General features: G+C 63.0%; 20 protein-coding genes. 11 read left to right on the forward strand and 9 right to left on the reverse strand.

Annotated elements, in window-relative coordinates; translation table 11 throughout:
• Nucleotides 1-139: twin-arginine translocation signal domain-containing protein (locus ABJF10_RS07830; protein ID WP_348544011.1), on the reverse strand; the 139-nt coding region annotated here is incomplete at its 3' end.
• A gap of 136 nt (nt 140-275) precedes the next feature.
• On the opposite strand from ABJF10_RS07830, the gene ABJF10_RS07835 reads away from it, so the two are divergent.
• On the forward strand, nt 276-1,160 hold the full coding sequence (locus ABJF10_RS07835; RefSeq protein WP_348543983.1) for an alpha/beta hydrolase: 885 nt from the start codon (nt 276-278) through the stop codon (nt 1,158-1,160).
• Nucleotides 1,161-1,172: 12 nt separating this feature from the next.
• Here the strand turns inward: ABJF10_RS07835 and ABJF10_RS07840 are convergent, their stop codons facing one another.
• The 3 genes from ABJF10_RS07840 to ABJF10_RS07850 form a co-directional block, all read right to left on the reverse strand.
• On the reverse strand, nt 1,173-2,834 hold the full coding sequence (locus ABJF10_RS07840; RefSeq protein WP_348543984.1) for a SulP family inorganic anion transporter: 1,662 nt from the start codon (nt 2,832-2,834) through the stop codon (nt 1,173-1,175).
• Nucleotides 2,835-2,893: 59 nt separating this feature from the next.
• On the reverse strand, nt 2,894-5,743 hold the full coding sequence (locus ABJF10_RS07845) for an aconitate hydratase (RefSeq protein ID WP_348543985.1): 2,850 nt from the start codon (nt 5,741-5,743) through the stop codon (nt 2,894-2,896).
• A 97-nt stretch (nt 5,744-5,840) separates the two neighbouring features.
• Nucleotides 5,841-6,650 (reverse strand): cyclic nucleotide-binding domain-containing protein, encoded by an 810-nt coding sequence (locus tag ABJF10_RS07850; protein ID WP_348543986.1) that lies wholly within the window; start codon nt 6,648-6,650, stop codon nt 5,841-5,843.
• A gap of 288 nt (nt 6,651-6,938) precedes the next feature.
• On the opposite strand from ABJF10_RS07850, the gene ABJF10_RS07855 reads away from it, so the two are divergent.
• Nucleotides 6,939-7,325: a J domain-containing protein gene (locus tag ABJF10_RS07855; RefSeq protein WP_348543987.1), complete on the forward strand. Its 387-nt coding sequence runs from the start codon at nt 6,939-6,941 to the stop codon at nt 7,323-7,325.
• A 146-nt stretch (nt 7,326-7,471) separates the two neighbouring features.
• Here the strand turns inward: ABJF10_RS07855 and mfd are convergent, their stop codons facing one another.
• Nucleotides 7,472-10,810, reverse strand: coding sequence for a transcription-repair coupling factor (gene mfd / locus ABJF10_RS07860; protein WP_348543988.1), 3,339 nt, complete (start codon nt 10,808-10,810; stop codon nt 7,472-7,474).
• Nucleotides 10,811-10,949: 139 nt separating this feature from the next.
• Here mfd and ABJF10_RS07865 point away from each other — a divergent pair, with 139 nt between their 5' ends.
• Nucleotides 10,950-11,330 carry an EF-hand domain-containing protein gene (locus ABJF10_RS07865; protein WP_348543989.1) on the forward strand — a complete coding sequence of 127 codons (381 nt, stop codon included), beginning with the start codon at nt 10,950-10,952 and terminating at the stop codon, nt 11,328-11,330.
• Between the two features lie 17 nt (nt 11,331-11,347).
• Nucleotides 11,348-12,352 (forward strand): DUF3500 domain-containing protein, encoded by a 1,005-nt coding sequence (locus tag ABJF10_RS07870; protein ID WP_348543990.1) that lies wholly within the window; start codon nt 11,348-11,350, stop codon nt 12,350-12,352.
• Here ABJF10_RS07870 and ABJF10_RS07875 read toward each other — a convergent pair.
• The gene (locus tag ABJF10_RS07875; protein ID WP_348543991.1) at nt 12,342-13,562 is read right to left on the reverse strand and encodes a hypothetical protein; all 1,221 of its coding nucleotides are present in this window, start codon (nt 13,560-13,562) and stop codon (nt 12,342-12,344) included. The genes ABJF10_RS07870 and ABJF10_RS07875 overlap by 11 nt on opposite strands.
• 840 nt (nt 13,563-14,402) lie before the next feature.
• Here ABJF10_RS07875 and ABJF10_RS07880 point away from each other — a divergent pair.
• The 5 genes from ABJF10_RS07880 to rpsT all read left to right on the forward strand — a co-directional run bounded on the left by ABJF10_RS07880 (nt 14,403) and on the right by rpsT (nt 19,026).
• Nucleotides 14,403-15,674 carry an adenylosuccinate synthase gene (locus ABJF10_RS07880; RefSeq protein WP_348543992.1) on the forward strand — a complete coding sequence of 424 codons (1,272 nt, stop codon included), beginning with the start codon at nt 14,403-14,405 and terminating at the stop codon, nt 15,672-15,674.
• A gap of 70 nt (nt 15,675-15,744) precedes the next feature.
• Entirely contained in the window at nt 15,745-16,443 is a 699-nt protein-coding gene (locus tag ABJF10_RS07885; protein WP_348543993.1) for an isoprenyl transferase, read from the forward strand.
• A 9-nt stretch (nt 16,444-16,452) separates the two neighbouring features.
• The gene (locus ABJF10_RS07890; protein WP_348543994.1) at nt 16,453-17,898 is read left to right on the forward strand and encodes a sigma-54 dependent transcriptional regulator; all 1,446 of its coding nucleotides are present in this window, start codon (nt 16,453-16,455) and stop codon (nt 17,896-17,898) included.
• Complete coding sequence (locus ABJF10_RS07895; RefSeq protein ID WP_348543995.1) at nt 17,899-18,693, forward strand: aminotransferase class IV; 795 nt, start codon at nt 17,899-17,901, stop codon at nt 18,691-18,693.
• A 69-nt stretch (nt 18,694-18,762) separates the two neighbouring features.
• A complete protein-coding gene (rpsT, locus tag ABJF10_RS07900) occupies nt 18,763-19,026 on the forward strand; it encodes a 30S ribosomal protein S20 (RefSeq protein WP_348543996.1) in 264 nt (87 codons plus the stop codon).
• Nucleotides 19,027-19,287: 261 nt separating this feature from the next.
• Here rpsT and ABJF10_RS07905 read toward each other — a convergent pair whose 3' ends face one another.
• From ABJF10_RS07905 to ABJF10_RS07915, 3 genes are all read right to left on the reverse strand, one after another.
• Complete coding sequence (locus ABJF10_RS07905; RefSeq protein WP_348543997.1) at nt 19,288-19,611, reverse strand: PilZ domain-containing protein; 324 nt, start codon at nt 19,609-19,611, stop codon at nt 19,288-19,290.
• A gap of 87 nt (nt 19,612-19,698) precedes the next feature.
• Nucleotides 19,699-20,475 (reverse strand): TVP38/TMEM64 family protein, encoded by a 777-nt coding sequence (locus tag ABJF10_RS07910; RefSeq protein WP_348543998.1) that lies wholly within the window; start codon nt 20,473-20,475, stop codon nt 19,699-19,701.
• Between the two features lie 10 nt (nt 20,476-20,485).
• Nucleotides 20,486-21,337, reverse strand: coding sequence for a homocysteine S-methyltransferase family protein (locus ABJF10_RS07915; protein WP_348543999.1), 852 nt, complete (start codon nt 21,335-21,337; stop codon nt 20,486-20,488).
• Between the two features lie 111 nt (nt 21,338-21,448).
• On the opposite strand from ABJF10_RS07915, the gene ABJF10_RS07920 reads away from it, so the two are divergent.
• Both ABJF10_RS07920 and ABJF10_RS07925 read left to right on the forward strand, forming a co-directional pair.
• Nucleotides 21,449-22,252 (forward strand): hypothetical protein, encoded by an 804-nt coding sequence (locus ABJF10_RS07920; protein ID WP_348544000.1) that lies wholly within the window; start codon nt 21,449-21,451, stop codon nt 22,250-22,252.
• 13 nt (nt 22,253-22,265) lie between these two features.
• Nucleotides 22,266-23,414, forward strand: a complete 1,149-nt coding sequence (locus ABJF10_RS07925) for a heparan-alpha-glucosaminide N-acetyltransferase domain-containing protein (RefSeq protein WP_348544001.1) — start codon at nt 22,266-22,268, stop codon at nt 23,412-23,414.
• The last annotated feature ends 101 nt before the right edge of the window (nt 23,415-23,515 follow it).

The following is a 23,515-nucleotide window of genomic DNA, read 5'->3' on the forward strand; positions in this document are numbered from 1 at the left end:
CCGCACCCCGTCGTGGTGCTCGGGCTTGCCTGTCCTCCGCGAAGACCGCGGGAATTTTCACGCCGGCGAGTGCGGAAGCGGCGGCGGCGGTCTTGATGAATTGACGACGGGTCGGTCTGGTAATGAGGGGATCGTTCATGGTGAGAGGGTCTGACGGTGCGCGTGGTGCGGACGTTCTGTCAATGCTGCAAGGGCCGGAAAATTAGACGTTCTTGCGTAAGTGTTCGGATGTTTCGGGCATTGCGCTGCCGGGGGAAAAGCGGAAGCATCGGCGGATGATTTTCCCCCGCGTTCTCTCGCTGCTTTGCCTTTTCATCGTTGGTTCTGTCTGCGCGGCCGATCGCCCCACGGAGCCGCTGCGCCTCTGGACGGGCCAAGCGCCCGACGCGCTCGGCGACGCGGCGAAGGATACCCCGACGCTCACCCCGTACTGGCCCGCCGCCGATCAGGCGAGCGGCGCGGCGTTCATCGTCTGTCCTGGCGGTGGCTATCGCAACCTGGCGGCGCACGAGGGCGAACCCTTCGCCAAGTGGCTGGTGTCGCAGGGGATCGCCGCGTTTGTCTTGAAATACCGACTCACGACGGATGGCTATCACGTGCCGACGGCGTTGCTCGATGCGACCCGCGCCATGCGGTTGGTGCGCTCGCATGCGGCGGATTGGGGGATCGATCCCAAACGCATCGGCATGATCGGATCGAGCGCCGGCGGCCATCTCACGGCCACGCTGATCACGCAGTTCGACGCGGGCAAAGCGGACGACGTGGACCCGATCGAGCGCGTTAGCTCGCGGCCCGATCTCGCGGTGCTGTGCTACGGTTTCATCCTTTTCGACATCCCCGATGCGGAACGCCAGGAACGCTTCCTCGGATCGAGCGGCACGCCGGAACTGACGAAGCTGCTGTCGCCGCGGCTCAATGTCCGCAAGGACACGCCGACCACGTTCATCTGGCAGACCGTCGAGGACGAAAAGGTCATCGTCGACAACGCCTTCGCCTTCGCCGCGGCGCTGCGCGAAAAGGGCGTGCCCTTCGACCTGCACCTCTATCAAAAAGGCAAGCACGGCATCGGCCTCGGCGACAAAAACCTCGACCCCGCGAAGATGCACCCGTGGACGAAGGACTGCGCCTTCTGGCTGAAGCAGCAGGGATTCGCGAAGTAAAAACCTCGCTCCCTACGCGGCGAGTGTTGCCGCGCGCGCCAGTGCCGTATCCATGTCGGCGCAGAAGTTCTCTTCACCAAGCTGCTTGACAAAGCCGCCCTTGCTCAGCGCCATGAAGGGCTGGGTATGCACGGCGGCGATAATGAGCCGGCCGCCGTGGCGCGCGATGTCGTGATGAAAATCCTCCAGGGCGTGCAATCCAGTGGCATCCAGAGCGAGCAGGCGCTTCATGCCGAGGACGATCACGCGCGGGCGTTCCTCGGGGCGGCGGAGAATGGACTCGAGCCGATCGGCCGCGCCGAACATAAATGCGCCCTGCAACTGGAATGCCGCGACACCCTCGGGAATCGTTTTGCCGCGCAAGGAATGCTCGGGATCGTAATCCAGATCGCGCTCGTCGATGCTGGTCAAACGCGTGGTCTCCGAGATGCGGCGGATGAACAGCACGGAGGCGAGAACCATCCCTACTTCCACCGCGATCGTGATGTCCGTGAGTATGGTCAGGATAAACGTCAGCAGGAAGACCACGACATCGCTCGTCGGCCAATGACGCAACCGCGCGAAATGGCGCCATTCCCCCATGTTGAGCGCGACGACCACGAGCACCGCACTCAGGACCGACAGCGGAATAAAGCGGGCGAGGGGCGCGGCGACGAGCACGATGCCGAGAATCGTCAGCGAATGCACGATGCCTGCGACGGGGGTGCGCGCGCCGCTGCGGATGTTGGCCGCGGTGCGGGCGAGAGCGCCGGTGGCCGGCAGTCCACCGAAGAGCGCGCTGCCGATATTGGCCGCGCCCTGCGCGCAAAGCTCGGTGTTCGAGTCGTGCTTGTCTTCCGTCATGCCGTCGGCCACGACCGCACAAAGCAGGGACTCGATGGACGCCAGCAGCGCGATGGTGATCGCCGGGCGGACGAGTCCGTCGAGCTGCGACCAATCGAATTGCGGCCAATGCGGCATGGGCAGGCTGCGGGGAATGGCGTCGACGCCGAACCGGGAGCCGATGGTTTCCACGGGCAGGTGCAGCACGGTGACGAGGGCGGTTCCGAGGACGATGGCGACGATGGTCCCGGGTACGTGACGCGCCCACTGATGCGGCCAGAGCTTGATCAGGAGGAACGAAGTCAGCGCGATGCCCGCGCTGGGCCAGTGGATGGTATTGAGATGCTGCGCGAGGACGTGCACCTTGCCGATGAACTCGGCGGGAATCTTTTCCGTGATTTGCAGGCCCAGGAAATCGCGCACTTGCGTGCTGAAAATGTAGATCGCGATGCCCGCGGTGAAGCCGGCGACCACCGGCATGGGGATGTACTTGATCATCACGCCGAGGCGCGAGATGCCCATCAGAATCAGGATCACGCCGGCCAGCAGGGTGCAGATGAGGAGCCCATCTGCGCCGTAGTTTTGCGCCACGCCGACGACCACGGGGATGAACGCCGCCGTCGGGCCGCCGATCTGGACTTTTGAGCCGCTGAAGACGGCATTGAGAAAGCCCGCGACGATCGCCGTGATGATGCCCACGGCCGGAGTGCGGTCGCTGGCGATGCCCAGCGCCATGGACAGCGCGAGCGCAATGATGCCCACCGTGACGCCGGCAATGACGTCCGCAAAAAAGTCGACGCGAGTATAGCCGCGCAGCGTCTGCAGCAGACGCGGCCGAAAGAACGAGAGCATCTCGCCCTCATTGTACAGGCCTTCGTTAAATCAAGGCAAGCGGTTCGTGCGAATTCTCGTTACGCGCCGAGCAATTGCCGCAGCACGAAGGGCAGGATGCCGCCGTGGCGGACGTACTCGACCTCGATCGCAGTATCGATGCGGCTCTTGACGGTGAGCTTTTCGGTCGTGCCGTTGGCGCGATGAATGACCAGCGTCACATCGCTCATCGGGGCGACGTCGTCGCTCAGGCCGAGCACGTCGAAAGTCTCGGTGCCGTCGAGCTTGAGCGAGGCGGCATTGACGCCTTCCGGGAATTGCAGCGGGACGAGGCCCATGCCGCAGAGGTTGCTGCGGTGGATGCGCTCGAAGCTTTGTGCGACGACGACTTTCACGCCGAGCAGGCGCGTGCCTTTCGCCGCCCAGTCGCGCGACGAGCCGGTGCCGTATTCCTGGCCGGCGAAGATGATCAACGGCGTGCCGGCTGCCTGGTATTTCATCGAGGCGTCGTAGATGGACATCTGTTCGCCATCCGGCTGATGCTTGGTCACGCCACCTTCCACGCCGGGCACCATGAGGTTCTTGATGCGCACGTTGGCGAAAGTGCCGCGGGTCATGATGCGGTCATTGCCACGGCGCGAGCCGTAGCTGTTGAAGTCATCCTGGCCGACACCATTCTCGAGCAGGAACTTGCCCGCGGGGCTGGATTTCTTGATCGCGCCGGCCGGGCTGATGTGATCGGTCGTGACCGAGTCGCCGAAGATGCCCAGCGGGCGCGCGCCCTTGATCTCGCTGATGTGGCCGGGCTCCATGCCGAAGTCCTCGAAGAAGGGCGGCTCCTGGATGTAGGTCGACTTGTCGTCCCACGCATAGACCTCGCCGACGGAGGAGGGGATTTCATTCCACTTCGGATTGAGCGTCGCGAAGTCGGTGTAGAGGCGGCGGAAGACCTCGGGCTTGAGCGCGCTCGACATGGCCTCGTGGATTTCCCCGAGGGTGGGCCAGATGTCCTTGAGGTAAACGGGCTGGCCGTCCTTGCCCTTGCCGAGCGGGTCTTTGCTGAGATCGATATCCACCGTGCCTGCGAGCGCGAAGGCGACGACGAGCGGCGGCGACATGAGGAAGTTCGCCTTGATGTTCTGGTGCACGCGCGCCTCGAAATTGCGGTTGCCCGAGAGCACGCTGGCGGCGACGAGATCGTTCTTGGCGATCGCCTCCTCGAGCGCCGGATGGAGCGGGCCGGAGTTGCCGATGCACGTCGTGCAGCCATAGCCGACCGTCTGGAAACCGAGCGCGTCGAGATAAGTCGCCAGGCCGGTTTTCTCGAGGTAATCGGTCACGACGCGCGACCCTGGCCCGAGCGAAGTCTTCACCGCGGGATTCACCTTCAGGCCTTTCTCCACGGCCTTCTTGGCGAGCAGGCCCGCGCCGAGCATCACGCTTGGGTTGGACGTGTTCGTGCACGAGGTGATCGCGGCGATGAGCACGCTGCCGTTGCCGATCGCGGTATCGGAATCCTTGTAGGGCGAATGATGCAGATCGCTGGCTGCGTCCGGCGTCGGCCGGTTGGAAGTCATTTCCAGGACGTTCGCGGGCGTCCCCTCCTTGAGGTGACCCGAGGCCGAGGTAGCGTCTGTGGACAGCATATCGTGGCTGCCGTTCCCCTTCTGGCCATTGATGTGCACCGGCACCTTCAGGGTGAGATCGTCTTCCTTCTTGCCGTAGCCGCCATCGGCGATGGCCTTGGTGAAGAGCCCACGGAAAGTGCTGCCGAGTTCCGGCAGGACGATGCGATCCTGCGGACGCTTCGGACCCGCGACGCCGGGAACGACCGTGGAGATATCCAGCTCGAGGTCGACCGAGTATTCGATCTGACCTTTTTCCGGAATGCCCCACAGGCCCTGCGCCTTGTAGTAGTTCTCGAAAGCCGTCACGTGCTCCGCGCTGCGGCCCGTGCCAGTGAGGTAGCGTGTCGTCTCTTCGTCCACGCCGAAGAAGCCCATCGTCGCGCCATATTCCGGCGCCATATTCGCGATGGTCGCGCGATCCACCACCGGCAGCGACTTCGCGCCCGGCCCGTAGAATTCCACGAACTTTCCGACCACCTTCGCCTTGCGCAGCATTTGCGTGACGTGCAGCACGAGATCGGTGGCGGTGACGCCTTCCTTGACCGCGCCAGTGAGGTACACACCCACGACTTCCGGCGTGAGGAAATACACGGGCTGGCCGAGCATGCCGGCCTCGGCCTCAATGCCGCCCACGCCCCAGCCGACCACGCCGAGACCATTGATCATCGTGGTGTGCGAGTCCGTGCCCACCAGGGTATCGGGATAGTAGACGCCGTCTTTTTCCAGCATGCCCTTGGCCAGATATTCGAGATTCACTTGGTGCACGATGCCGATGCCCGGCGGCACCACGCCGAAAGTCTTGAATGCCTGCTGGCCCCACTTGAGAAGCTGGTAACGCTCGCGGTTACGCTTGAATTCCAGATCGAGATTGAGCTGCAAGGCTTGCGCCGAGCCAAAGAAATCCACCTGCACGGAGTGATCGACCACCAGGTCCACGGGCACAAGGGGCTCGATCATCTTCGGATCCCGCCCGAGCCGCGAGACGGTCGAGCGCATGGCCGCGAGATCCACCAGCAACGGCACGCCGGTAAAGTCCTGCAATACCACCCGCGCCACCACGAAGGGAATCTCCACCTGCGCGGGCTTCTTCGCGTTCCAGTTGGCCAGTGTTTTCACATCGTGCTCGGAAACTTTCTTTCCGTCGCAGTTGCGAAGCACCGACTCGAGGACGATGCGGATGGAGATGGGGAGCCTCGAGATCGGCCCCACGCCTTGTTTTTCGAGAGCGGGCAGTGAAAAGAGGCTGCCCTGTTTCCCTGAACCCAGATCGAATTGCTGCTTGGTCTTGAATGCGTCGCTCATGGCCCTTCACAAAAGCGGTTCGCGGCATCGCTCGCAAGCGAATCGTCAAAGAGTGATGCGGATTGTTTGACGATTCGACGTCGGGCCGGCGGCGCAATCAGGCGACAGTCACGAGATATTCGTGGTGCCCCTGCTCCGTCCCGAGAATGACGCGGTTTTCCCCGGCCACGAGGGGAGCCATGGTCTCCGTGGCCTCGGCGCCGAGCGGCGTGCCATTGACGATGGTGCCGAGGCGGCTCCCACAATCGCGCACCACATAGCCGTCCGCGTTGCGTTCGATGAGGCAGTGCCCGCGCGAAACGCTGTAAGGCCGATGGTCCGGTAGCGCGAGGTCGACCCGTCCGAATCCGGAGAGGCCTTCGTGGTCCATTTCGCGGCCGATGCGGAAAGGGAACTTGCGAACCTGGGCACGCAATCCACCGGGATGCAACGTGGCGGAGCGTTCCGTGCTCGTGATCGTAATCCCGCCCGGTTCGGCCTCGGGCGCCGTTGCCGCGGTTTCGCCCGCGGGGACGTGGCCGGCGCGAGGTGCGACGAGATCGCTGGAGCGGCGTTTGGCCATTTCGGCGCGCAACATGGCATTCGTGCTCCGCAGCCGCTCGAAGAGCGCGTCAAGGTAGGGCAGCAGGCGGGCTTCGTCGCGCAACACTTCGTACTGGAAATCGCGTTCGTTGACCACGTCCACCTCGGTCTCGGTGAGTGCGCGGGCGCTGGCCGCGCGCGGCAGATCGTCGATCATGCCCATCTCGCCGAAGATTTCACCTTCCTCCAGGATGGTCAGCACGCTGCGCCCCTGGGGAGTATCGATGCTGATCTCGACCCGCCCGGAAAGCACCCAATAGGCGTCACGGGATTCGTCGCCTTCGCGGAAGATAAATTCGCCGGATTGGAACGTCGTGCGATGCATAGAGCGGAGGGTAGTAGGCGGGGAAAGGGCGTCAAGCTGTGGGCGAGGTTGAGGGGAACCGCCGAGGCGCGGAGGCGCGAAGGGTCCGGATTTCTCAACCTCTTCTCCGCGCCTCCGCGCCTCCGCGGTTCAAAACAGATACGTTCGCCAGTAGGGTTCGGTGGGAAGAAGTGGACAATTTGCGGTCGCCCAGCGTTGCACTCGAGCCCATGCACGGGTTGAATAGGGCTGATGTCCTTCATTCCACCGCCGCCCGCCGCCCATCCATCGTGGGTGCGGTCTTAAACCATGGCGCCTGAGAAGAAACCCAGCGGAAGCATGGGCTGGCTGGATTTTGCCTTCGGCGTGGCCTCGCAGGCGGCGAAGAAGTTGCACGCGGAATTTGAGGCGGGTAAGTCGGGCAAACCTTCCCCAGCAGAGGCCAACCGGCGCACCTCTCCCGCACCGGCGCAGCGTCCGGCTGGGCCGGCTTGGTGGGAGATCCTGCAAGTCTCGCGGGGAGCCTCGTTGCGGCAAGTGACCGCGGCCTACCGCGAATTGATGTCCAAGAATCATCCCGACAAAGTGGCGCATCTCTCGGAGCGCATCCGGCGGGTGGCGGATGAGGAAACGCGGCGGATCAACGCCGCCTACGAAGCCGCGCAGCGCGCGTTGGGCGACGGCAAGGGGCGCTAAATTTTTTTGTCATCCTGAGCGGAGTGTAACGCAGTCGAAGGATCCCGCCGAATAACCAGGGATGATCTTTGGTAGAGCGACGGGGTTCTTCGACTCCGTTACACTCCGCTCAGAATGACACGCAAGGAGGGAGGTTTTCCCACCCCTCACAAACTACGAATCATCGTCAGCATCTCCCGCAGTCGCGTGCCCGGCTCCGCCGCGGAGAGCCGCGGAAATTTACCGCCGATCTGCACATAGTCGCCCCCGCGGGTGAGGATGAGCTTCCCTTCGCGGGCTTCCACCTGGGTGATCTTCCGCGCGCTGGCCGCCAGCTTGATCTCGGTCATCGCGAGCAGGTTCTCCGCCGCCTCGGGCAGGGGACCGAAGCGGTCGCGCCAGGTCTTGCGCAGGGTGTCGAGTTGCTCCTGCGTGGTGACCTCCGCGAGCCGGCGGTAGGCCTGGATGCGCGGCGCCGATTCCCCGATGTAGGTGCTGGGCAGGAAAGCCGGGGCGGAGGAGGCGATGGTCGAATGACGAACGACCAATGACGCCGCGGGCTGTGGCGCCCGGCGATCGCGGGCGACTGGCGCACTCTTCTTTTTGGCCGTGGCCACCGGTAATTCGGCATTCTTCATCCACTCCGCCTCGCGCGTCGCTACGAAATCGGTGCGCAGGATGACCTCCAGCCGGGGCTTCACTTTCTCCCCCTTGAGATTCGAGACGGCCTGCTTGAGCAACGCGCAATACAGGTCGAAACCGATATTGATGATATGCCCGCTCTGCGCGGTCCCGAGGATGTTGCCTGCGCCGCGGATTTCGAGGTCCCGCATGGCGATCTTGAAGCCCGCGCCGAGCGAGCTGTACTGCTTGATCGCGTTGATGCGGCGGCGCGCCTCGCCTTGGGTCATCATATCGCGCGGCAGGAGCAGATAGGCGTAGGCCTTGTGCTGGGCGCGACCCACCCGGCCACGAAGCTGATACAGATCGGCCAGCCCGAAGCGGTCCGCGCGGTCGATGATGATCGTATTCGCGTTCGGAATATCGAGGCCGCTCTCGATGATCGTCGTGGAGATCAAGACATCCGCCGCGCCGCTGACGAACTGGTGCATCACGTCCTCCAGTTCGTGTTCGTCCATCTGCCCGTGGCCGATGACGCAGCGTGCTTTGGGGCAGAGCTTCACGATCTTGTCGCGCATCGTCTCGATCGAGTGCACGCGATTGTGCAGGAAATAAACCTGCCCCTGCCGCGCGAGCTCACGATTGATTGCGTCGCGGATGATCCGCTCATCGTACGGACAGATCAGCGTCTCGGTCGGAATGCGGTTGAGCGGCGCGGTCTCGATGGTGCTCATGTCCTTCGCGCCCATGAGCGAAAGGTAGAGGGTGCGCGGGATGGGCGTGGCGCTGAGTGTGAGCATGTCCACGAGCTTGAACATCTCCTTGAAGCGTTCCTTGTGCAGCACGCCGAAACGTTGCTCTTCATCGATCACGACCAGCCCGAGGTTCTTGAACGAGATGTCTTTCGAAATGAGCCGGTGCGTGCCGATGACGATGTCCACGCGGCCCTCCTGCAAGCCCAGCACGGTCTTGCGCTGTTCGGTCGCGGTGCGGAAGCGGCTGAGCAAGTCGACCGTCACCGGATAGTCACTCATGCGCTCGCGGAAATTGCGGTAGTGCTGCTCGGCAAGCACCGTGGTGGGCACGAGGATGGCCACCTGCTTGCCGCCCATCACCGCCTTGAACGCCGCGCGAATCGCCACCTCCGTCTTGCCAAAGCCCACGTCGCCGCAGATGAGCCGGTCCATGGGGCGCTCGGATTCCATGTCGGCCTTCGAGGCAGCGATGGCGGTGAGCTGGTCGGCGGTTTCCTTGAAGAGGAAGGAGGACTCGAACTCGCGCTGCCATTTGTTGTCCGGCGGGAAGGCGTGGCCGCGGGCCGTCTCGCGCTCGGCGTGGACGGCGAGCAGCTTCGAGGCGTAGTCGTAAACGGCCTTCTCCGCGTTTTTCTTCGCCTTGGCCCACTTCCCGTCGCCGAGCGCGGAGAGCGCGGGATTCCTTTTGCCGACGCCGACATAGCGCGAGACGAGATAGCTCTGCTCCAGTGGCACGTAGAGCCGGGCATCATCCGCGAAGGCCACGACGAGCACTTCCTCGGTTTTCCCGTCCTCGCGCGGGATGGATTTCATGCCCTCGAACCGGCCGATGCCGTGCTCGAGATGCACCACGTAATCGTCCTCGTTCAGCTCGCTGAAATCGATCTGCGAACGGCTGGCCTGTTCGCGGGCGCGGCGCAAGGCCATGCGGCGGGCGCGCGTGTTGCGGTAGCGCCCGAAGAGTTCCGCGTCGCTGAGCACGGCGACCTTCGCCGCGGGGAAGGTGAAGCCGCGATTGAGCGTGCCCACGGTGAACTGCAAGGCATCCGCCTCGACCGGCGGCAGAAGATCGTGCAGGCGCTCAATCTCGCCCTCGTTGTTGCAATAGACGTGCACGCGCCAGCCCTCGGTGCGCCATTCGCGAAGCTGGGTGAAGAAACGCTCGCGCTTGATCTCGTCAACCACGAAGTCACCGGCCTCGAATTCGCCAAGGCCGTGGTCGAAGAAGGCCGTGGAGTAATCTTCGGCGGACGACACGGAGATCACATCACTCCCATTGGAGTCAGGGGAGTCAGGGGAGTCAGGGGAAGAATCGGCAGCCACCACGCCTTCCGAATGCTCCATGATCCGCACCTGCGCGGCGAACCAGCTCGCCTCGGCGTCGATCGTCAGGTCCTTCTCGGCGATGAGTTCCGAAAGCTGGCAACTGCTGCGTTCCGCCGCCGTCTCGCCGAGCAGCAGCGTGACGGCATCGAGATGCTGCACGCTGATCTGCGAATCGAGGTCGAACTCGCGCAGGGACTCGATCTCGTCGTCGAACAACTCGACGCGTACCGGCAGCGAATGGTGAAAGGAGAAGACATCGAGAATGCCGCCACGCACGGCAAACTGGCCGCGGGCCGAGACCTGCGGAACATGTTCGTAGCCAGCCTCGGCAAGTTGCTTGAGCAGCTTCTCGCGATCCAGTTTCGTCGCGCGGCGCAGGCGGATTTCGAGCTGCTGGAGGGCGGCGGCGGTGGGGACTTCGTCGTCCATGCTCCCGCGCGTGAGCACCACCACCTGGCGGCCTTTCGCACTGGTCAGGCGTTGCACGATGCCCAGCCGCTCGGCGATGCTTTCCGGGTCGGCCAGCGCGCCTTCCACCGAGGAGCGATCCAGCTCCGGGAAGAACAGCGCATCCGGAAACCACTGGAGCAGCTCATTGTGCATCGTTTCCTGCGTGCGGACATTCGGGCACACCACCCACACGCGGGCCTTGGCCTGCTGGACGAGGAGCGCGGCCAGGAACGGCTGGGCCGCGTCGACCACATGCTCGAACGACACGGCCTCGCCCTCCCGTACACGCGCCAGCTTCGCCGCCAGGGGCGGCGCGGTGGCGATTTGGTCAAGTGGATTCGGCTGGGTCTTCAAAAAGCGGGGGAAATGCTGTCGCGCATCCGACGCATGCGCGCAAGTCTGCTCGCAAATCCGCTCGCCTGTAGGAGGGAGGCTGGTGTATGGTCTTGCGCCTCAATCGACTGTGCCGGAGGCAATCTCTGCATCTTGCGCCATGAATACCCCGTCGTTCTCCACTGTGCTGGCCATGCTTGTTTCCGCCGTCCTTGGTTCCACCAACGCTGTGGCTCAGGACGCCACCCCGAAACCCCGCCCTCGTGGCGGCTTTGATCGGCCCCTCGCGGATACGCCCCGCTTCGGTAATCCCGGGGCGAGTCCGAAGTTGACAATCGTAGAGTTGCGTATGCTGCTGGGGCACTGGGCGGACTTTGATGCGAACAAGAGCCAGCGCCTCGAGAAAAGCGAGGTTCCGGAATTGTTTGGAAAATTATTTGATGAGGCCGATCTCAATCACGACGGCGTGCTCGATGAACAGGAACGCGCCCTCGTGATGCAGTCCGCCGCCGCCCCAGCCGCTTCCACGACCGCCAAATGAACCCGCCGCTTCCCCCCGTGAATACGCCTCTCCCTTCCGCCGTGGATCGCCGTCGTTTCTTCCGCCTGGTCGGCGGCGCGGCGGTCGGTTCGCTCGCCAGTCGTTTCATCACCGGCGATGCCCTGGCCGCGCCTCTCCGCCCGGACAATCATCAAGCCAAGGCGAGTGAGGAACTCGTGCGCGAGTATTACGCCAGCCTGAACCCGTATCAGCGGCAGCAACTCGTCTTCCCTTGGAACTACGTGGGTGCGGGCACGACCCCCGCGCGGCTCGGCGTCTACAATACGGCGATCGGCAAGGCCATCGGCGAAACCTGCACGAAGGGCCAGCGCGAGCTCATCGAGCGCATCATGATGTCCATGTCCTCCGGCGATGATGGCTGGCGGAAGATCACGCGCAACGGCGGCTGGGACACCGACAATGGCATCCTCTCGTGCGGCGCTTACATCTTCGGCGATCCCGAGGGTGACCGGAAGTTCAGCTTTCTGTTCACCGGGCATCATCTCACCATGCGTTGCGACGGCAATTCCGAGCCGAACACCGCCTTTGGCGGCCCGATCTTCTACGGTCACATCGTCAATGGCTACAGCCAGCGCAATGTCTTCAACGAGCAAACGCTCAAGGTGATGAGCGTCTATGAGATGCTCGATGCCGATCAGCAAAAGCACGCCGTGGTGGATGGACGCCCCGCCACCCGGGATGACACTGTCTTCTCTCCCACCCAATCAGGTCGCGACTTGCCGGGCATCGCCGGCCGCGATCTGAGCGCGGACCAGAAGGGACTCATCCAGGGCGTTTTGAAGGATGTGCTTTCACCCTATCGCGAAGAAGATGTGGCCGAGGTGATGGATATCGTTCGCGCCAATGGCGGCATGGAAAAAATCCATCTCGCCTTCTACCGCGACACCGAGACGAATGAGAAAGAGCCGTGGAGCTACTGGCGCCTGGAGGGACCGGGCTTCGTGTGGAATTTCCGCGTCCTGCCTCACGTCCACACCTACGTCAGCGTGGCTAAGGTTTAGGCGATTCCAGCGCCGCGAAGGTCTCCGCCACCCGCAAGCTGGAGCAGGCGCGCTCGATGATTGCTTTCCACGGCGTACCCGACTCCGGATCCCAGCAGCACTCCACGACGATCGTGGCCGATGCGGTAGGAATGCAGAAAGTGCGGATCAACCGTCGATTGCCGACCGGATCGACCGTGTGAGCCACGCACAAAATGATGGCCCGTTGACCGAGCATCGCGCGATCTGCCGTGACATTGGGCTCGAGATGATAGCCTTTCTCCTCGAGGGCCTTCGAGGCGCCTTTCACGAAGCCGGCGGCGAAACGGTCGAGATCGATTTGCGAACTGTCTTCCAGTTGCTTCGCCGTAAATATCACGGGCTGAACGCTCACCATGATATTGATGTCCGCCACGTCTTCGGGCGGGATGAAACGATACGTGCTCTTCGCCTTTGGCGCCCGCGTTTTGCCCACCATGGCCGCCACGGTCGTGGTCGCCTTTTCGGCGGAGTCGACGTCCATGCTCTGCCAGTTGCCTGGCAGATCGAGCGTGATCCCGGTGCAGGGCTCGACGGTCAGGAACTCGGGTTTGGGAGATGGCGGGGTCGCTTCTTGGCGATCGGCGCGCTCTGGAGTCCCTCCGGCGATCTTGGCGGACTCCTCGGCCAGGGCCGCCAGGGCGTCGGCTTGGTCCGATTTCCGAAACACTTTTCCCGCGAGATCGAGGAAGACTTCCCCCGTGGTATCCGTGTGGGTGCGGAGGGAGTGCGTTTCCTCGATGCCCAGTTCCGGCGGCCCCTTCGATGGGGTGGACGTCGTCCCGGTCCACACGGCTCCGGGTGCGAGTTCCGTGCCTCGCGGTGTGGCATAGAGGAACACGATGGTGCCGGGGGCTGACCATTGAACGGTCTTTTTGGCTGGGTCCACGCCGGCGATGCGCGATAATTCGTCTTCCGCGCCGCGGTCCGCCATCCAAGACGGACCCGAAGGTGAGACATGGAGGATCCAACGGCCGCTGGTGCGCACGTGTTTCGGGTCCAGAGGATTGGTCATCTCGCGCTGAAAAGTGCCGTCGGCTTTGATCTCCAGGTGCCAGGAGCCCAGCACGTCGTTGCTCCATTGCCATTGGCCCACGGGATTGGGGTCCGGCGCCTTGACCTTCGACGGGCCGCACGCCGCCAAAACAAAGCCGAGCAGCGCGGCGAAAAGGAGCGGGAAGGGGAGCTTCATTACGTGCGACTACAGTAATGGTGGCCGCAAGGGGCGGTCGAATGCTTATTCTTCCTTGCGGTGGAGCGTCTCCTGCGGGAGCGGGTCGCTGTTCCCTGACTTCTTCACCTTGCTGAAAATCGAAGGCCGCCGGGACCCTCTATCCTCCCTCGGCGTCCTCTGCGGTAAATTCCCGCCGCCGTCCTTTGGAACCCGCCCTGCCGGCTCCGTTCCATCACTTTTTCCGCAATGGAGCCCACGGAGCCAATGGGCCCATGCACTTTTTTCCGGAAAGGAGGGCATAATCGCGCGCATGAAAACCAACCAGTCCCACGACACTCGCCACGGCAGGATCGCCCCCTTTGCCACGGACCATCCGCGAGAATTCAATCAAGGAGCCCGGCGTAGAACAAAGGCCGATTTAAGGTGCCTTAAGCCCCCTTAAGCCGATTTAAGGTGCGAGTTTTTTCCGCAGAAGACTGAGCCGCCAAATAGGAAGAGGCATGCCATATCCTTCTTCCACTGTTCAGGAGCGTGTCAGGACGAATCGACATTCACCAGACGCGGACTGGCCGGCAGAAAGAGCGCCTCAAGCCGAATCAAGGTAAATCAAGCCTTCTCAAGCCGACGGAATTTTCTCAAGAGCGGGTTGCTGCGCACTCTTTTGCGCATCTCCAGCTCCTACGATCATTTCCTCAAGGCCTGCAGATAGTGCATGAACACGGGCCCGGGGAAGAAGGGCGGGCATTTTCCTCTCGCCAGCGCGGGGAACGCCAATAAAGTCGGCAAACGTCCCGTCGACACCGTCCGGTGCCCGGGGCGTTTTTCACGTCTACACCTCCAATCTCTCCCGTTTAGTCCATGTCCAACACGATTCTGGTCGGCGCCCAGTGGGGCGACGAAGGCAAAGGCAAAATTATCGATTTTCTCACCGAGACCGCGGACATCGTGGTGCGCTCGCAAGGGGGCAACAATGCCGGCCATACGGTGATCGTCGGGGGCACCAAGTATGTGCTGCATCTCATCCCCAGCGGGATCTTGCGCCCGGGCAAGAAATGCGTGATCGGCAACGGCGTCGTCATCGACCCGATCGCCGTGGCCAAGGAAATTGCCGGGCTCGCCGAGAAGAAGATCAAAGTTTCCAAAAGCAACCTCCTCATCTCGGATTGCGCGCACCTCGTGCTGCCGTATCACCGGTCGATCGACGAGCAACGGGAAGCCAGGAAGGGCAAGAACAAGATCGGCACCACCAAGCGTGGCATCGGTCCCGCCTACGGCGACAAGGCGGCCCGCGTGGGCCTGCGCATGGGCGACCTCATGCAGCCCGCGCTTTTCTCGGAGAAGCTCGCGCAGCGCATCAAGGAGAACAACGCCGTGCTCAAGGCTTTCGGCGCGAAGCCGTTGAAATTCGCCGAGGTGAATGCCGCGTATCTCGAAGCGGGGAAGAAGCTCGCGCCTTTCGTCGGCAATACCGTGGTGTTTCTCCACGAGGCGTTGAAGGCGGGAAAAGAGATCCTTTTCGAGGGCGCGCAGGGGACTTTCCTCGATATCGATCACGGGACGTATCCGTACGTGACGTCGTCGAACACGACGGCCGGCGGGGCCTGCACCGGCTCGGGCGTGCCGCCGCATCGCATGGACCGCGTGCTCGGTGTGATGAAGGCCTATACGACCCGCGTGGGCGAGGGGCCGTTCCCCACGGAGAACGACGCGTTTTCGGATATGCTCCACGGCATGGGCCGCGAATTCGGCGCCACCACTGGCCGCGCGCGGCGCTGCGGGTGGTTCGATGCCGTGGCCGTGCGCTACGCCGGGATGATCAATGGCATCGACGACATCGCCGTGACCAATCTCGACGGCCTCGACACCCTGCCCTCAATCCAGGTCTGCACGCACTACAAGATCGGCAAAATGACCGTGGACGTGCCGCCCTCGGATTTCCGCCAGTTGCGCGACGCGAAGCCTGTCTACATCGAGCTGCCGGGCTGGCAGACGCCCACCCACGAGGCGAAGAAGTATTCCGACCTGCCGAAAAACGCGCGGGCCTATTTGCAAAAGATCGCGGAACTGACGGGCGCCAAACTGACCATCGCCAGCGTGGGGCCGAACCGCGACCAGACCATCGTGCTGTAAATTGCCGATTGGCGATTGCCGAATGTCGATTGATTGTTCCCATTCGATGACGCCAGATAAACAATCGCCAATGATCGCTCCGCGCCATATCGCGATCATCATGGATGGCAATGGCCGTTGGGCCAAGGTGCGCGACTTGCCGCGGATCAAGGGCCACGAGCAGGGCGCGGAATCCGTGCGCGCCGTGACCGAGGCTTGCGTCGAACTTGGGGTCGAGTTCCTTACCGTCTACGCCTTTTCTACGGAAAACTGGAAACGCCCTGCGGCCGAGGTCGCCGCTCTCTGGACACTGCTCGAGCACTTCATCGCCCAGGAAACACCCACGCTCATGAAGAATGGCGTGCGCTTGCAAGCGATCGGCCGCATCCACGAGCTGCCGCAGAGCTGTCAGGACGCCCTGCAACGCACCATCGAACTCACCGCGCAGAATCCCAAGACGACCCTCGTCCTTGCCCTGAACTACAGTGGACGCACCGAGATCATCGACACCGTGCGCGACCTCTGCCGGGAGGCTGCCGGCGGCTGCCTCGATTATCAGACCCTCACCGAGGAAATCTTCAGCCGCCATCTCTATACCAAGGACTTCCCCGACCCGGATTTGCTCATTCGCACCTCGGGTGAATTGCGGCTTTCGAACTTTCTGTTGTGGCAATTAAGCTACACCGAGATCTATGTGACGCAGAAAATGTGGCCAGATTTTAGCAAGGAGGACTTGCGCGACGCCATTAGGGAGTTCAATAAACGCCAACGCCGCTTCGGTGGCCTTTAAATTCCCTTAATGGAAAAAGCCCAAACCATTCTCATTGTTGACCCTGAGACCGACTTCCTCGACTGGGTGCAACACCAGCTTGGCACGCCCACCACGCGTGTCATCACCGCCACCAAGGCGGATGATGCCTACAAGATCTTCTGTAGGGAAGCCCCTGACCTCCTGATCACGGAAACTCATCTCTCGCCCTTTAGCGGGCAGGATCTGCTGGTCAAAGTGAAACAGCGCGACCCGAATGCCGTGGTCGTGCTCACCAGTGGCTTTGGCACCACGCAGTCCGTCATCGAGTCGATGAAGTTGGGCGCGTTTGATTTCATCCGCAAGGAGACGCTGCCCTTCAATCTCAAGGTCGTCGTCGATGCCGCGCTCAAGGCCCAGGCCGAGATGAAGGCGGCCACGACCTTCAAGCCGCAGCTCACCGTGGAGGAGCACCAGGACAGCATCGTCGGCAAATCCGTCGCCATGCAGCAGGTCTTCAAGATGGTCGGACGCGTGGCGCATAGCGATGCCCCGGTGATGATTACGGGGGAAAGCGGCACCGGCAAGGAACTGGTCGCCCGCGCCATCCACCACTACAGCGGGCGCAGCGCGAAGAGCTTCATCGCCATCAATTGCGCCGCCATTCCGGAGCAACTGCTCGAGAGCGAGCTCTTCGGTCACGAAAAGGGCTCCTTCACCGGCGCCACCGGCACCCGCGTGGGCCGCTTCGAGCAGAGCAGCGGCGGCACCCTCTTCCTCGATGAAATCGGCGATATGCCGTTGCCCTTGCAGAGCAAGATCCTGCGCGTGTTGCAAGACGGTGAATTCTCCCGCGTCGGCGGCAATGAAGTCCTGAAGACGGATGTGCGCATCGTTGCCGCGACGAACAAGAACCTCGAGCAGGAAGTCGCCAAGAAGACCTTCCGCGAGGATCTTTTCTACCGGCTCAATGTCGTGCGCGTGCAGCTTCCGCCGCTCCGCCAGCGCTTGGAAGACATCCGCTTGCTCGCCGAATACTTTCTGCAAAAGGTCGCCACGAAAAAGCTGCTGCCCCGTCTCCAGCTTTCGGAGGAAGCGATGCGCGTGCTCGAGGGTTACAACTGGCCGGGCAACGTGCGTGAGCTCGAAAATACAATCCAACGTTCCTGCGTGCTGGCGACTTCCGACTTGCTGACCCCAAAGGATATTCCGCTCGGCAACGAGCAGCCCGGCGTGCCCGTGGCGGCCGACGTCGCGACCGGCGGCATGGCCCCGGAGGCCACGACCGAAAGCGCCATCGAGGTGCTGCTCAAGGCCGCGCAGACCGATCCCGACGTGCAGCTTCTGCCCTGGCTCGAGCGCGAGTTCACGCTCTACGCGATGAAGGCCACCAAGGGCAACCAGGTGCGCGCCGCGAAACTCCTCGGCATCACCCGCGCCACCTTGCGCAAGCGTATCGAGCGCTTCGGCATTACGCGCGAGCTCACCATTTCGTAAATGAAGGCCTGGCGGTGGAACGGCGCGGAATACGAGCCGTGTGACAGCCTGCCGCTTACCGATCGCGGGTTTCGTTACGGCATGTCCATCTTCGAGAGCCTGCGCGTGAACGGCGGCGCGCCGGAATTCTTCGACCGGCACCTCTCGCGCCTCGTCCAGGCCTGCGCCGAACGCGACATTCCCGTGGAGGAATCCGCCCTCGCCGCCGGCGAAACACTGCTCCGCGAGAACGGCACGAGCGGCTTCGCCCGCCTCTATGTGACAGCCGGCGACGGCGGCCCAGCCGTCACCACCGGGCAGGCGCGTGTGTTCATCTTCATCGAGCCGCGCACCCCGCCCGATCCCGAAGACCCTTGGGAAATCGGCCTGCACGACGAGAGCTACCACCCGCCCTTCGGCGGTTTGAAGACCGCGAACTATTGGTTCAACTGCGAAGCCCTTGCCCGGGCCCATCATCGCCGACTCAACGAAACGCTCCTCTTCAATGACCGCGCCGAGCTCGTCTCCGCCTGCATGGCCAATGTCTTCCTCCTGCGCGACGACCGCCTCTGCACACCCCCGCGGTCCAGCGGCTGCCGCCCCGGCGTGATCCGCGAATGGGTCATCGGCCGGCGCAAGGTGGAAGAGCGCCGCCTGCGCCGCGAGGATGTCGTCAACGCCGACGAAATATTCCTCACCAACAGTTGGATCGGCGTCATGCCCGTCGCCACCGTCGAAGGCCGCCCTCTCGCTCACCGCACCGTCGGTCCCCGCCTCGCTGGTGAACTCGCCAATCGGCGCGACGAGAAATTGTAGTCGAGCGAACCTCTTGACAGCGTCCGCTTCACCGCTACTCTAGCGACCCTTTTTCAAAACTATCCCACCATGGCCAATACGAAATCCGCCGCGAAACGCGCCCGCCAAACCCTCCGCCGCTCTGCGATCAACAAGCGCAGCCTCACCGCGGTGAAGAATCAACTCAAGAACGTCCGCGACGCCATCAAGGGCGGCGGCAAAGACACCGCCAAGACCGCGGCGGCGAAGTTCTTTTCGACCGTGGACAAAGCCGTGAAGGCCGGACGCCTCCATAGCAACGTGGCCGCCCGCCACAAGAGCCGCCTCAGCATCGCGCTGGCGAAGCTCGCCTAAGCGGCGTTTCTCCGTCCTCAATTTTCAAGCCCGGCTGCGTGCATCGCGGAGCCGGGCTTTTTTCGTGTCCACGAAATCCGTGAAATGCGCATTTTTCGGTCATAAAATGGCATTTTCCGCAACAGGGCCAACAAAGCCAATGGGGCCAATGGGGCCAATGGGGCCAACAGAGTCACCTGCCGGGTCAAACGACTGTGGTCGAGAAGCCGCTGATCTCCTCTGCGTCCCGGCGTCCCGGCGCTTAATTTCCCTCAGCCCAGGCTACACCGCCGCGAGTTGATGCGAAAACTCCCGGAGACTGGGCTTCAGTTCATCCGGGAGTTCGAGAAAGAGGAGGGTGCTCTCGTGGCCTTTATCGGCCTTGGGTTCGCACCAGACGACGATGCCTTCCAGCGTCATCCGGCACTGCCCCAGCCGCGGGTGCATGTGCACCAGCGCCACGGAAAGCTGGGTGCCGATGCTAAATTGCCAGCGCGAGGTAAAGCGCATGCCACGTTCCGAAAGGTCGATATCTCCGAGGCCGCAACGCTGGGCGTCCGCGCCATAGTCCAGATAAAGCAAGTGGGTGTCGTTTCCGGTCAGCATTGGGGTCTCTCAGTCTCTTGGATGATGCAGAACGGGAACTACGCTAGCACGGGATGCGGTGCTGTCAAAATAGTGGTGAAAATCTTCTTACGCATCCGCTTCGACGGGGGAGGGCTCGGGAGCGGCGATTTCGGAAGGCTCGGGAAATTCCCCTTTCCGGGCGGCTTTTTCGGCATCGGCCAGAGCGCGGAGGGCGATCCGCGCCAGGGCCATGGTCGTGACGAGGGTCAGGGCCAGCCCGCCCAGCCAGATCACGTATTCCATGGGGTGCGGATGCGTCTTGCCCTGCCAGATCTTCAGCCCGTACTGCGCCATGGTGCCGAAATAGGCGTAAAGAAAGAGCCCCGGCGCCTGCCCGATGGCCACCCACAACATGCACGTGCCGAAGCGGATACGGGTGACCCCGTAGAGGTAATTCAAGAGACTGGAGGGAAAAAGCGGGTGGACCTGGCTGAGGAAGATGATCTTCCAGCCGTCGCGGGCGATCGCCACGTCGAGGGCCGCCCATTTGCGTTTCTGGAGGAATTTCCGGGCTACCCAGCCGCGACCGAGTTTGCGGCTGATGAAAAACGAGACCGCAGCCCCGCCCACGTTGCCGACGAGGTTGATTGCGAAGCCCCACCAAATTCCGAAAAAGAGCCCGCTGCCGATAGCCAGCACCCCGCCCGGCAGGAGCAGCACATTGCACGCGCCGTAGAGCAGGGGATAGAGCACCGCGCTCCAGAATTCCATCGCCCCGATCTTCTGCTGAAGCTGCACGATGTACTCCAGCACCGGGTAGTGGTGCGTCAGCCAGACCACAACACCTACGGCCAGCGCGAAGCCGGCGATCTGGAGGTAAAAGGCGCGTTTGATTTGCGACATGGCCAACGGATCAGTCCGGCGTCACCGTCTCGCGGAGTGCGACGGCCATGGCGGCGATGTGTTTCGGCCCGACCCCGCAACAGCCGCCGAGCAGCCGCACGCCCCGTTCCGCCAGGGCCAGCGCATTCGTGGCGAAGGCCTGCGGTGAAGTCGCATAAACGAGCTGGCTGTCGTGTGATTGCGGCAGACCGGCGCTGGGAAAGGCGGCGAGCAGTTCGCCGGCGTCGAGGCCTTCCAGCAGGTGCAACGCATGATTTCCGTCCACGCAATTCACACCCACCACTTCCGCCTCCGCCGCGCGGACTTTAGCCACTGCGGCCTGAAATTTCTCCGGGTCGTTGCCCGTGAGCAGGGCCACGACCGGGCAATGATGCAGAGCCTGCTTGGCCTCGAGGGCGATGAGCAATTCACCCGCATCGAGAAACGTCTCCAGGAAAATGATCCGGCACCCACCATCCAGCAGCGCCCCGATCTGCTCGGTGAAAACCTCGTGCCGGTCGATGCCGCGCGCGGCTGCCTCTTCCGCAGTGATGCCCAGCGGCCCCACGCAGCCCGCGACATACACGTCTTTGCCCTTCGCAACGTCCTTGGCCAGTTGCGCCGCCGTCCAGTTGATCTCACTCACGCGGTGCTCGCAGCCATGCTGCGCCAGCCGCACGGCATTCGCGCCGAAGGTGTTCGTCTCGATCAAGCGCGCGCCCGCTTCGATATACCGGTCGTGGACCCCGCGCACGAGATCGGGTTCGCTGACGCACAGCTCCTCCAGGCAGCGGCCCGCGGGCACGCCGGCCGCCAGGAGCTCTGTCCCCATCGCGCCATCGCCGAGGAGGACGCGGTGCTGAAGTTCATCGAGAAAATCCATGGGCGGGGGGAATATCCGTGCGGCTCCGCGGATTGCCGAGAAGAAAAGCGCCGGAATTACCCGGTGATTCGTCGCTCGCAACCTGGGCGGTCCTCGGCTACATATCCCGCCGTGAAATCCGTCCGCCTCATCCTCGCCGCATTCCTGGTCCTACTGGGCCTGACCGGCTGCCTGCAGGTGGAGAAAGTCGTTAAGCTGCAGACAGATGGCAGCGGGACGATCGAGGAGACGGTGGTCCTCACCCAGTCCGCGCTGACGGGTCTGCAACAGATGACCGCCGGCTTGGGCGGCGACAAGGGGGGCGGTGGCAAGATGCCCGACCTGTTCGATGAGGCCAAGCTCAAGGCCGCCGCGGCCAGGATGGGCGATGGGGTCACCTTCGTTTCCGCGAAGAAGATCGAGGGCGAACAAGGACAGGGCTTCACCGCGATCTACGCCTTCTCCGATATCAACAAGGTAAAGCTCGACCAGAATCCCGGCGACGCACTGCCCGATCCCGGCAAGGTCAAGGCGTCGTCGAGCAAGAAGGAGCCGATCACTTTTCACTTCACGAAAGGCAGCCCGGCGGAACTCACCCTCGCCATGCCCGCGCCCGAGTTCAAACCGAAGAAGCCACAAGCCGAGGGCATGGAAGACATGGCCATGCAGATGATGAAACAGATGTTCAAGGACATGCGCATCTCCCTCGCCATCGAAGTGCAGGGCACGATCAGCGAGACGAATGCCGAGTATCGCGACGGCTCGCGCGTCACGCTCATGGACATGGACTTCAACAAAGTCCTCGCCGACCCGGAGAAATTCAAGGCGCTGGCCAAGGCCAATCCGCAAACCTTGCAGGAGGCGAAAACGCTGATCAAAGGGCTCGATGGCGTGAAGATCGAGACTGCGCCTGAGGTGAAGATTAAATTCCAATAAATTGTCACTGCCCGTGAGCCGCCCCACTGCCGAGAGCGGTTTCCCCCGTGATCCGAGCGCCCCGCCACCCGCGCGGCGCGAGCGGCTGGTCTGGATCGATCTCTTCCGCGGCGCGGCCGTGCTGATCATGATCGAGACACATGTGGTTAATACGTTCATGGTCAATAGTTTGCGTGCCGATGGCTGGTTCACGGTGCTCAACTACATCAACGGCCTCGTCGCTCCCTCGTTCCTCTTCATCGCCGGCTTTGTGCAGGGCATGGAGCGGGGCGCGTCGCCGGACAAGCCGGTGAAGTTCGCGCGGCGCGCCGGGCATCTCCTCGGCATCCTGTTCCTCGCCTACGCCCTGCACTTTCCGTGGACGGAACTCGGCCAGCACCGCTGGGACGATGCGGTGCGGGTGGGCTCGCAAGCGGATGTGCTGCAATGCATCTCGGCTTCGCTCTTGTTGCTGCTCGGGGTGACGTGGCTGGCGCAAAAGATCGGCGGGCGGCGGGGGCAGAGCGTGTGGTGGTGCGTGCTGACGGCGTTGCTCCTGGCCGTGGTCTTCCTTGCGCCTTATGCCCCCGGGTGGAATGGCTTGCCGGTCCCGCTGCAAGCCTGGGTCAATCGCAGCACGGGTTCGTGGTTCCCGTTGTTTTCATGGGCTGGCTTCGTCCTGTTTGGCGCGATGACGGGCGCCGCTTACGGACTGGCCCGCCGCACGGTCGAAACGGCGGACTTGATCCCCCAGCCGGTAGCAGGCTCCACGCTCAGCCTGATGTCGCTCGTCAGGCGCAGCTCGTCGGTCTTTCTGATCACGCCGGTGCCGCTGGCGGTCTCGGCCTGGGCCTTTCGGGACGCCGCCTACTCCCCGGTGAGCCCCTCGTCCTTCTTCGAGCGCGCGGCGTGGGTGCTCATTCTCGCAGCCTGCTGCGAATGGCTGGCGGGCCGCCTTCGTCCTTCGCTCCCGCTCTTCGCCGGCAAACATTCGCTCACCCTCTACGTCACGCACCTCGTCCTCATCTCCACCCTCGTCGGTGCAGGCCTGTCGATGAACACCATTTCGCTGGCGGGCGTGCTGGCGTTGATTGCCGGAGTCGCGACCGTGAGCCTCGCGCTGACCTGGGTGATCGTCAACGCGCGCGCCTTCGTGCGCAGCGCTCGTGGATCGGTAAAATGATTCGCGCGTCCTCCACGATGTCATCCTGAGCGGAGTGTAACGGAGTCGAAGGACCCCGTCGCTCTACTGGTAATATTGCTGGTTGTTCGACGACGCAAACC

Origin of the sequence: Chthoniobacter sp. (assembly GCF_040003245.1) — a bacterium.
Classification (GTDB): Bacteria; Verrucomicrobiota; Verrucomicrobiia; order Chthoniobacterales; family Chthoniobacteraceae; genus Chthoniobacter.

Bases quoted from the DNA above. Each gene is read 5' to 3' on its own strand.
- ABJF10_RS07910 (WP_348543998.1), bottom strand. From the start codon at position 20,475: ATGTCGCAAATCAAACGCGCCTTTTACCTCCAGATCGCCGGCTTCGCG.
- ABJF10_RS07915 (WP_348543999.1), bottom strand. From the start codon at position 21,337: ATGGATTTTCTCGATGAACTTCAGCACCGCGTCCTCCTCGGCGATGGC.
- ABJF10_RS07845 (WP_348543985.1), bottom strand. From the start codon at position 5,743: ATGAGCGACGCATTCAAGACCAAGCAGCAATTCGATCTGGGTTCAGGG.
- ABJF10_RS07865 (WP_348543989.1), top strand. From the start codon at position 10,950: ATGAATACCCCGTCGTTCTCCACTGTGCTGGCCATGCTTGTTTCCGCC.
- ABJF10_RS07855 (WP_348543987.1), top strand. From the start codon at position 6,939: ATGGCGCCTGAGAAGAAACCCAGCGGAAGCATGGGCTGGCTGGATTTT.
- ABJF10_RS07895 (WP_348543995.1), top strand. From the start codon at position 17,899: ATGAAGGCCTGGCGGTGGAACGGCGCGGAATACGAGCCGTGTGACAGC.
- ABJF10_RS07840 (WP_348543984.1), bottom strand. From the start codon at position 2,834: ATGCTCTCGTTCTTTCGGCCGCGTCTGCTGCAGACGCTGCGCGGCTAT.
- ABJF10_RS07850 (WP_348543986.1), bottom strand. From the start codon at position 6,650: ATGCATCGCACGACGTTCCAATCCGGCGAATTTATCTTCCGCGAAGGC.
- ABJF10_RS07890 (WP_348543994.1), top strand. From the start codon at position 16,453: ATGGAAAAAGCCCAAACCATTCTCATTGTTGACCCTGAGACCGACTTC.
- ABJF10_RS07905 (WP_348543997.1), bottom strand. From the start codon at position 19,611: ATGCTGACCGGAAACGACACCCACTTGCTTTATCTGGACTATGGCGCG.
- ABJF10_RS07875 (WP_348543991.1), bottom strand. From the start codon at position 13,562: ATGAAGCTCCCCTTCCCGCTCCTTTTCGCCGCGCTGCTCGGCTTTGTT.
- ABJF10_RS07880 (WP_348543992.1), top strand. From the start codon at position 14,403: ATGTCCAACACGATTCTGGTCGGCGCCCAGTGGGGCGACGAAGGCAAA.
- ABJF10_RS07885 (WP_348543993.1), top strand. From the start codon at position 15,745: ATGATCGCTCCGCGCCATATCGCGATCATCATGGATGGCAATGGCCGT.
- ABJF10_RS07835 (WP_348543983.1), top strand. From the start codon at position 276: ATGATTTTCCCCCGCGTTCTCTCGCTGCTTTGCCTTTTCATCGTTGGT.
- rpsT (WP_348543996.1), top strand. From the start codon at position 18,763: ATGGCCAATACGAAATCCGCCGCGAAACGCGCCCGCCAAACCCTCCGC.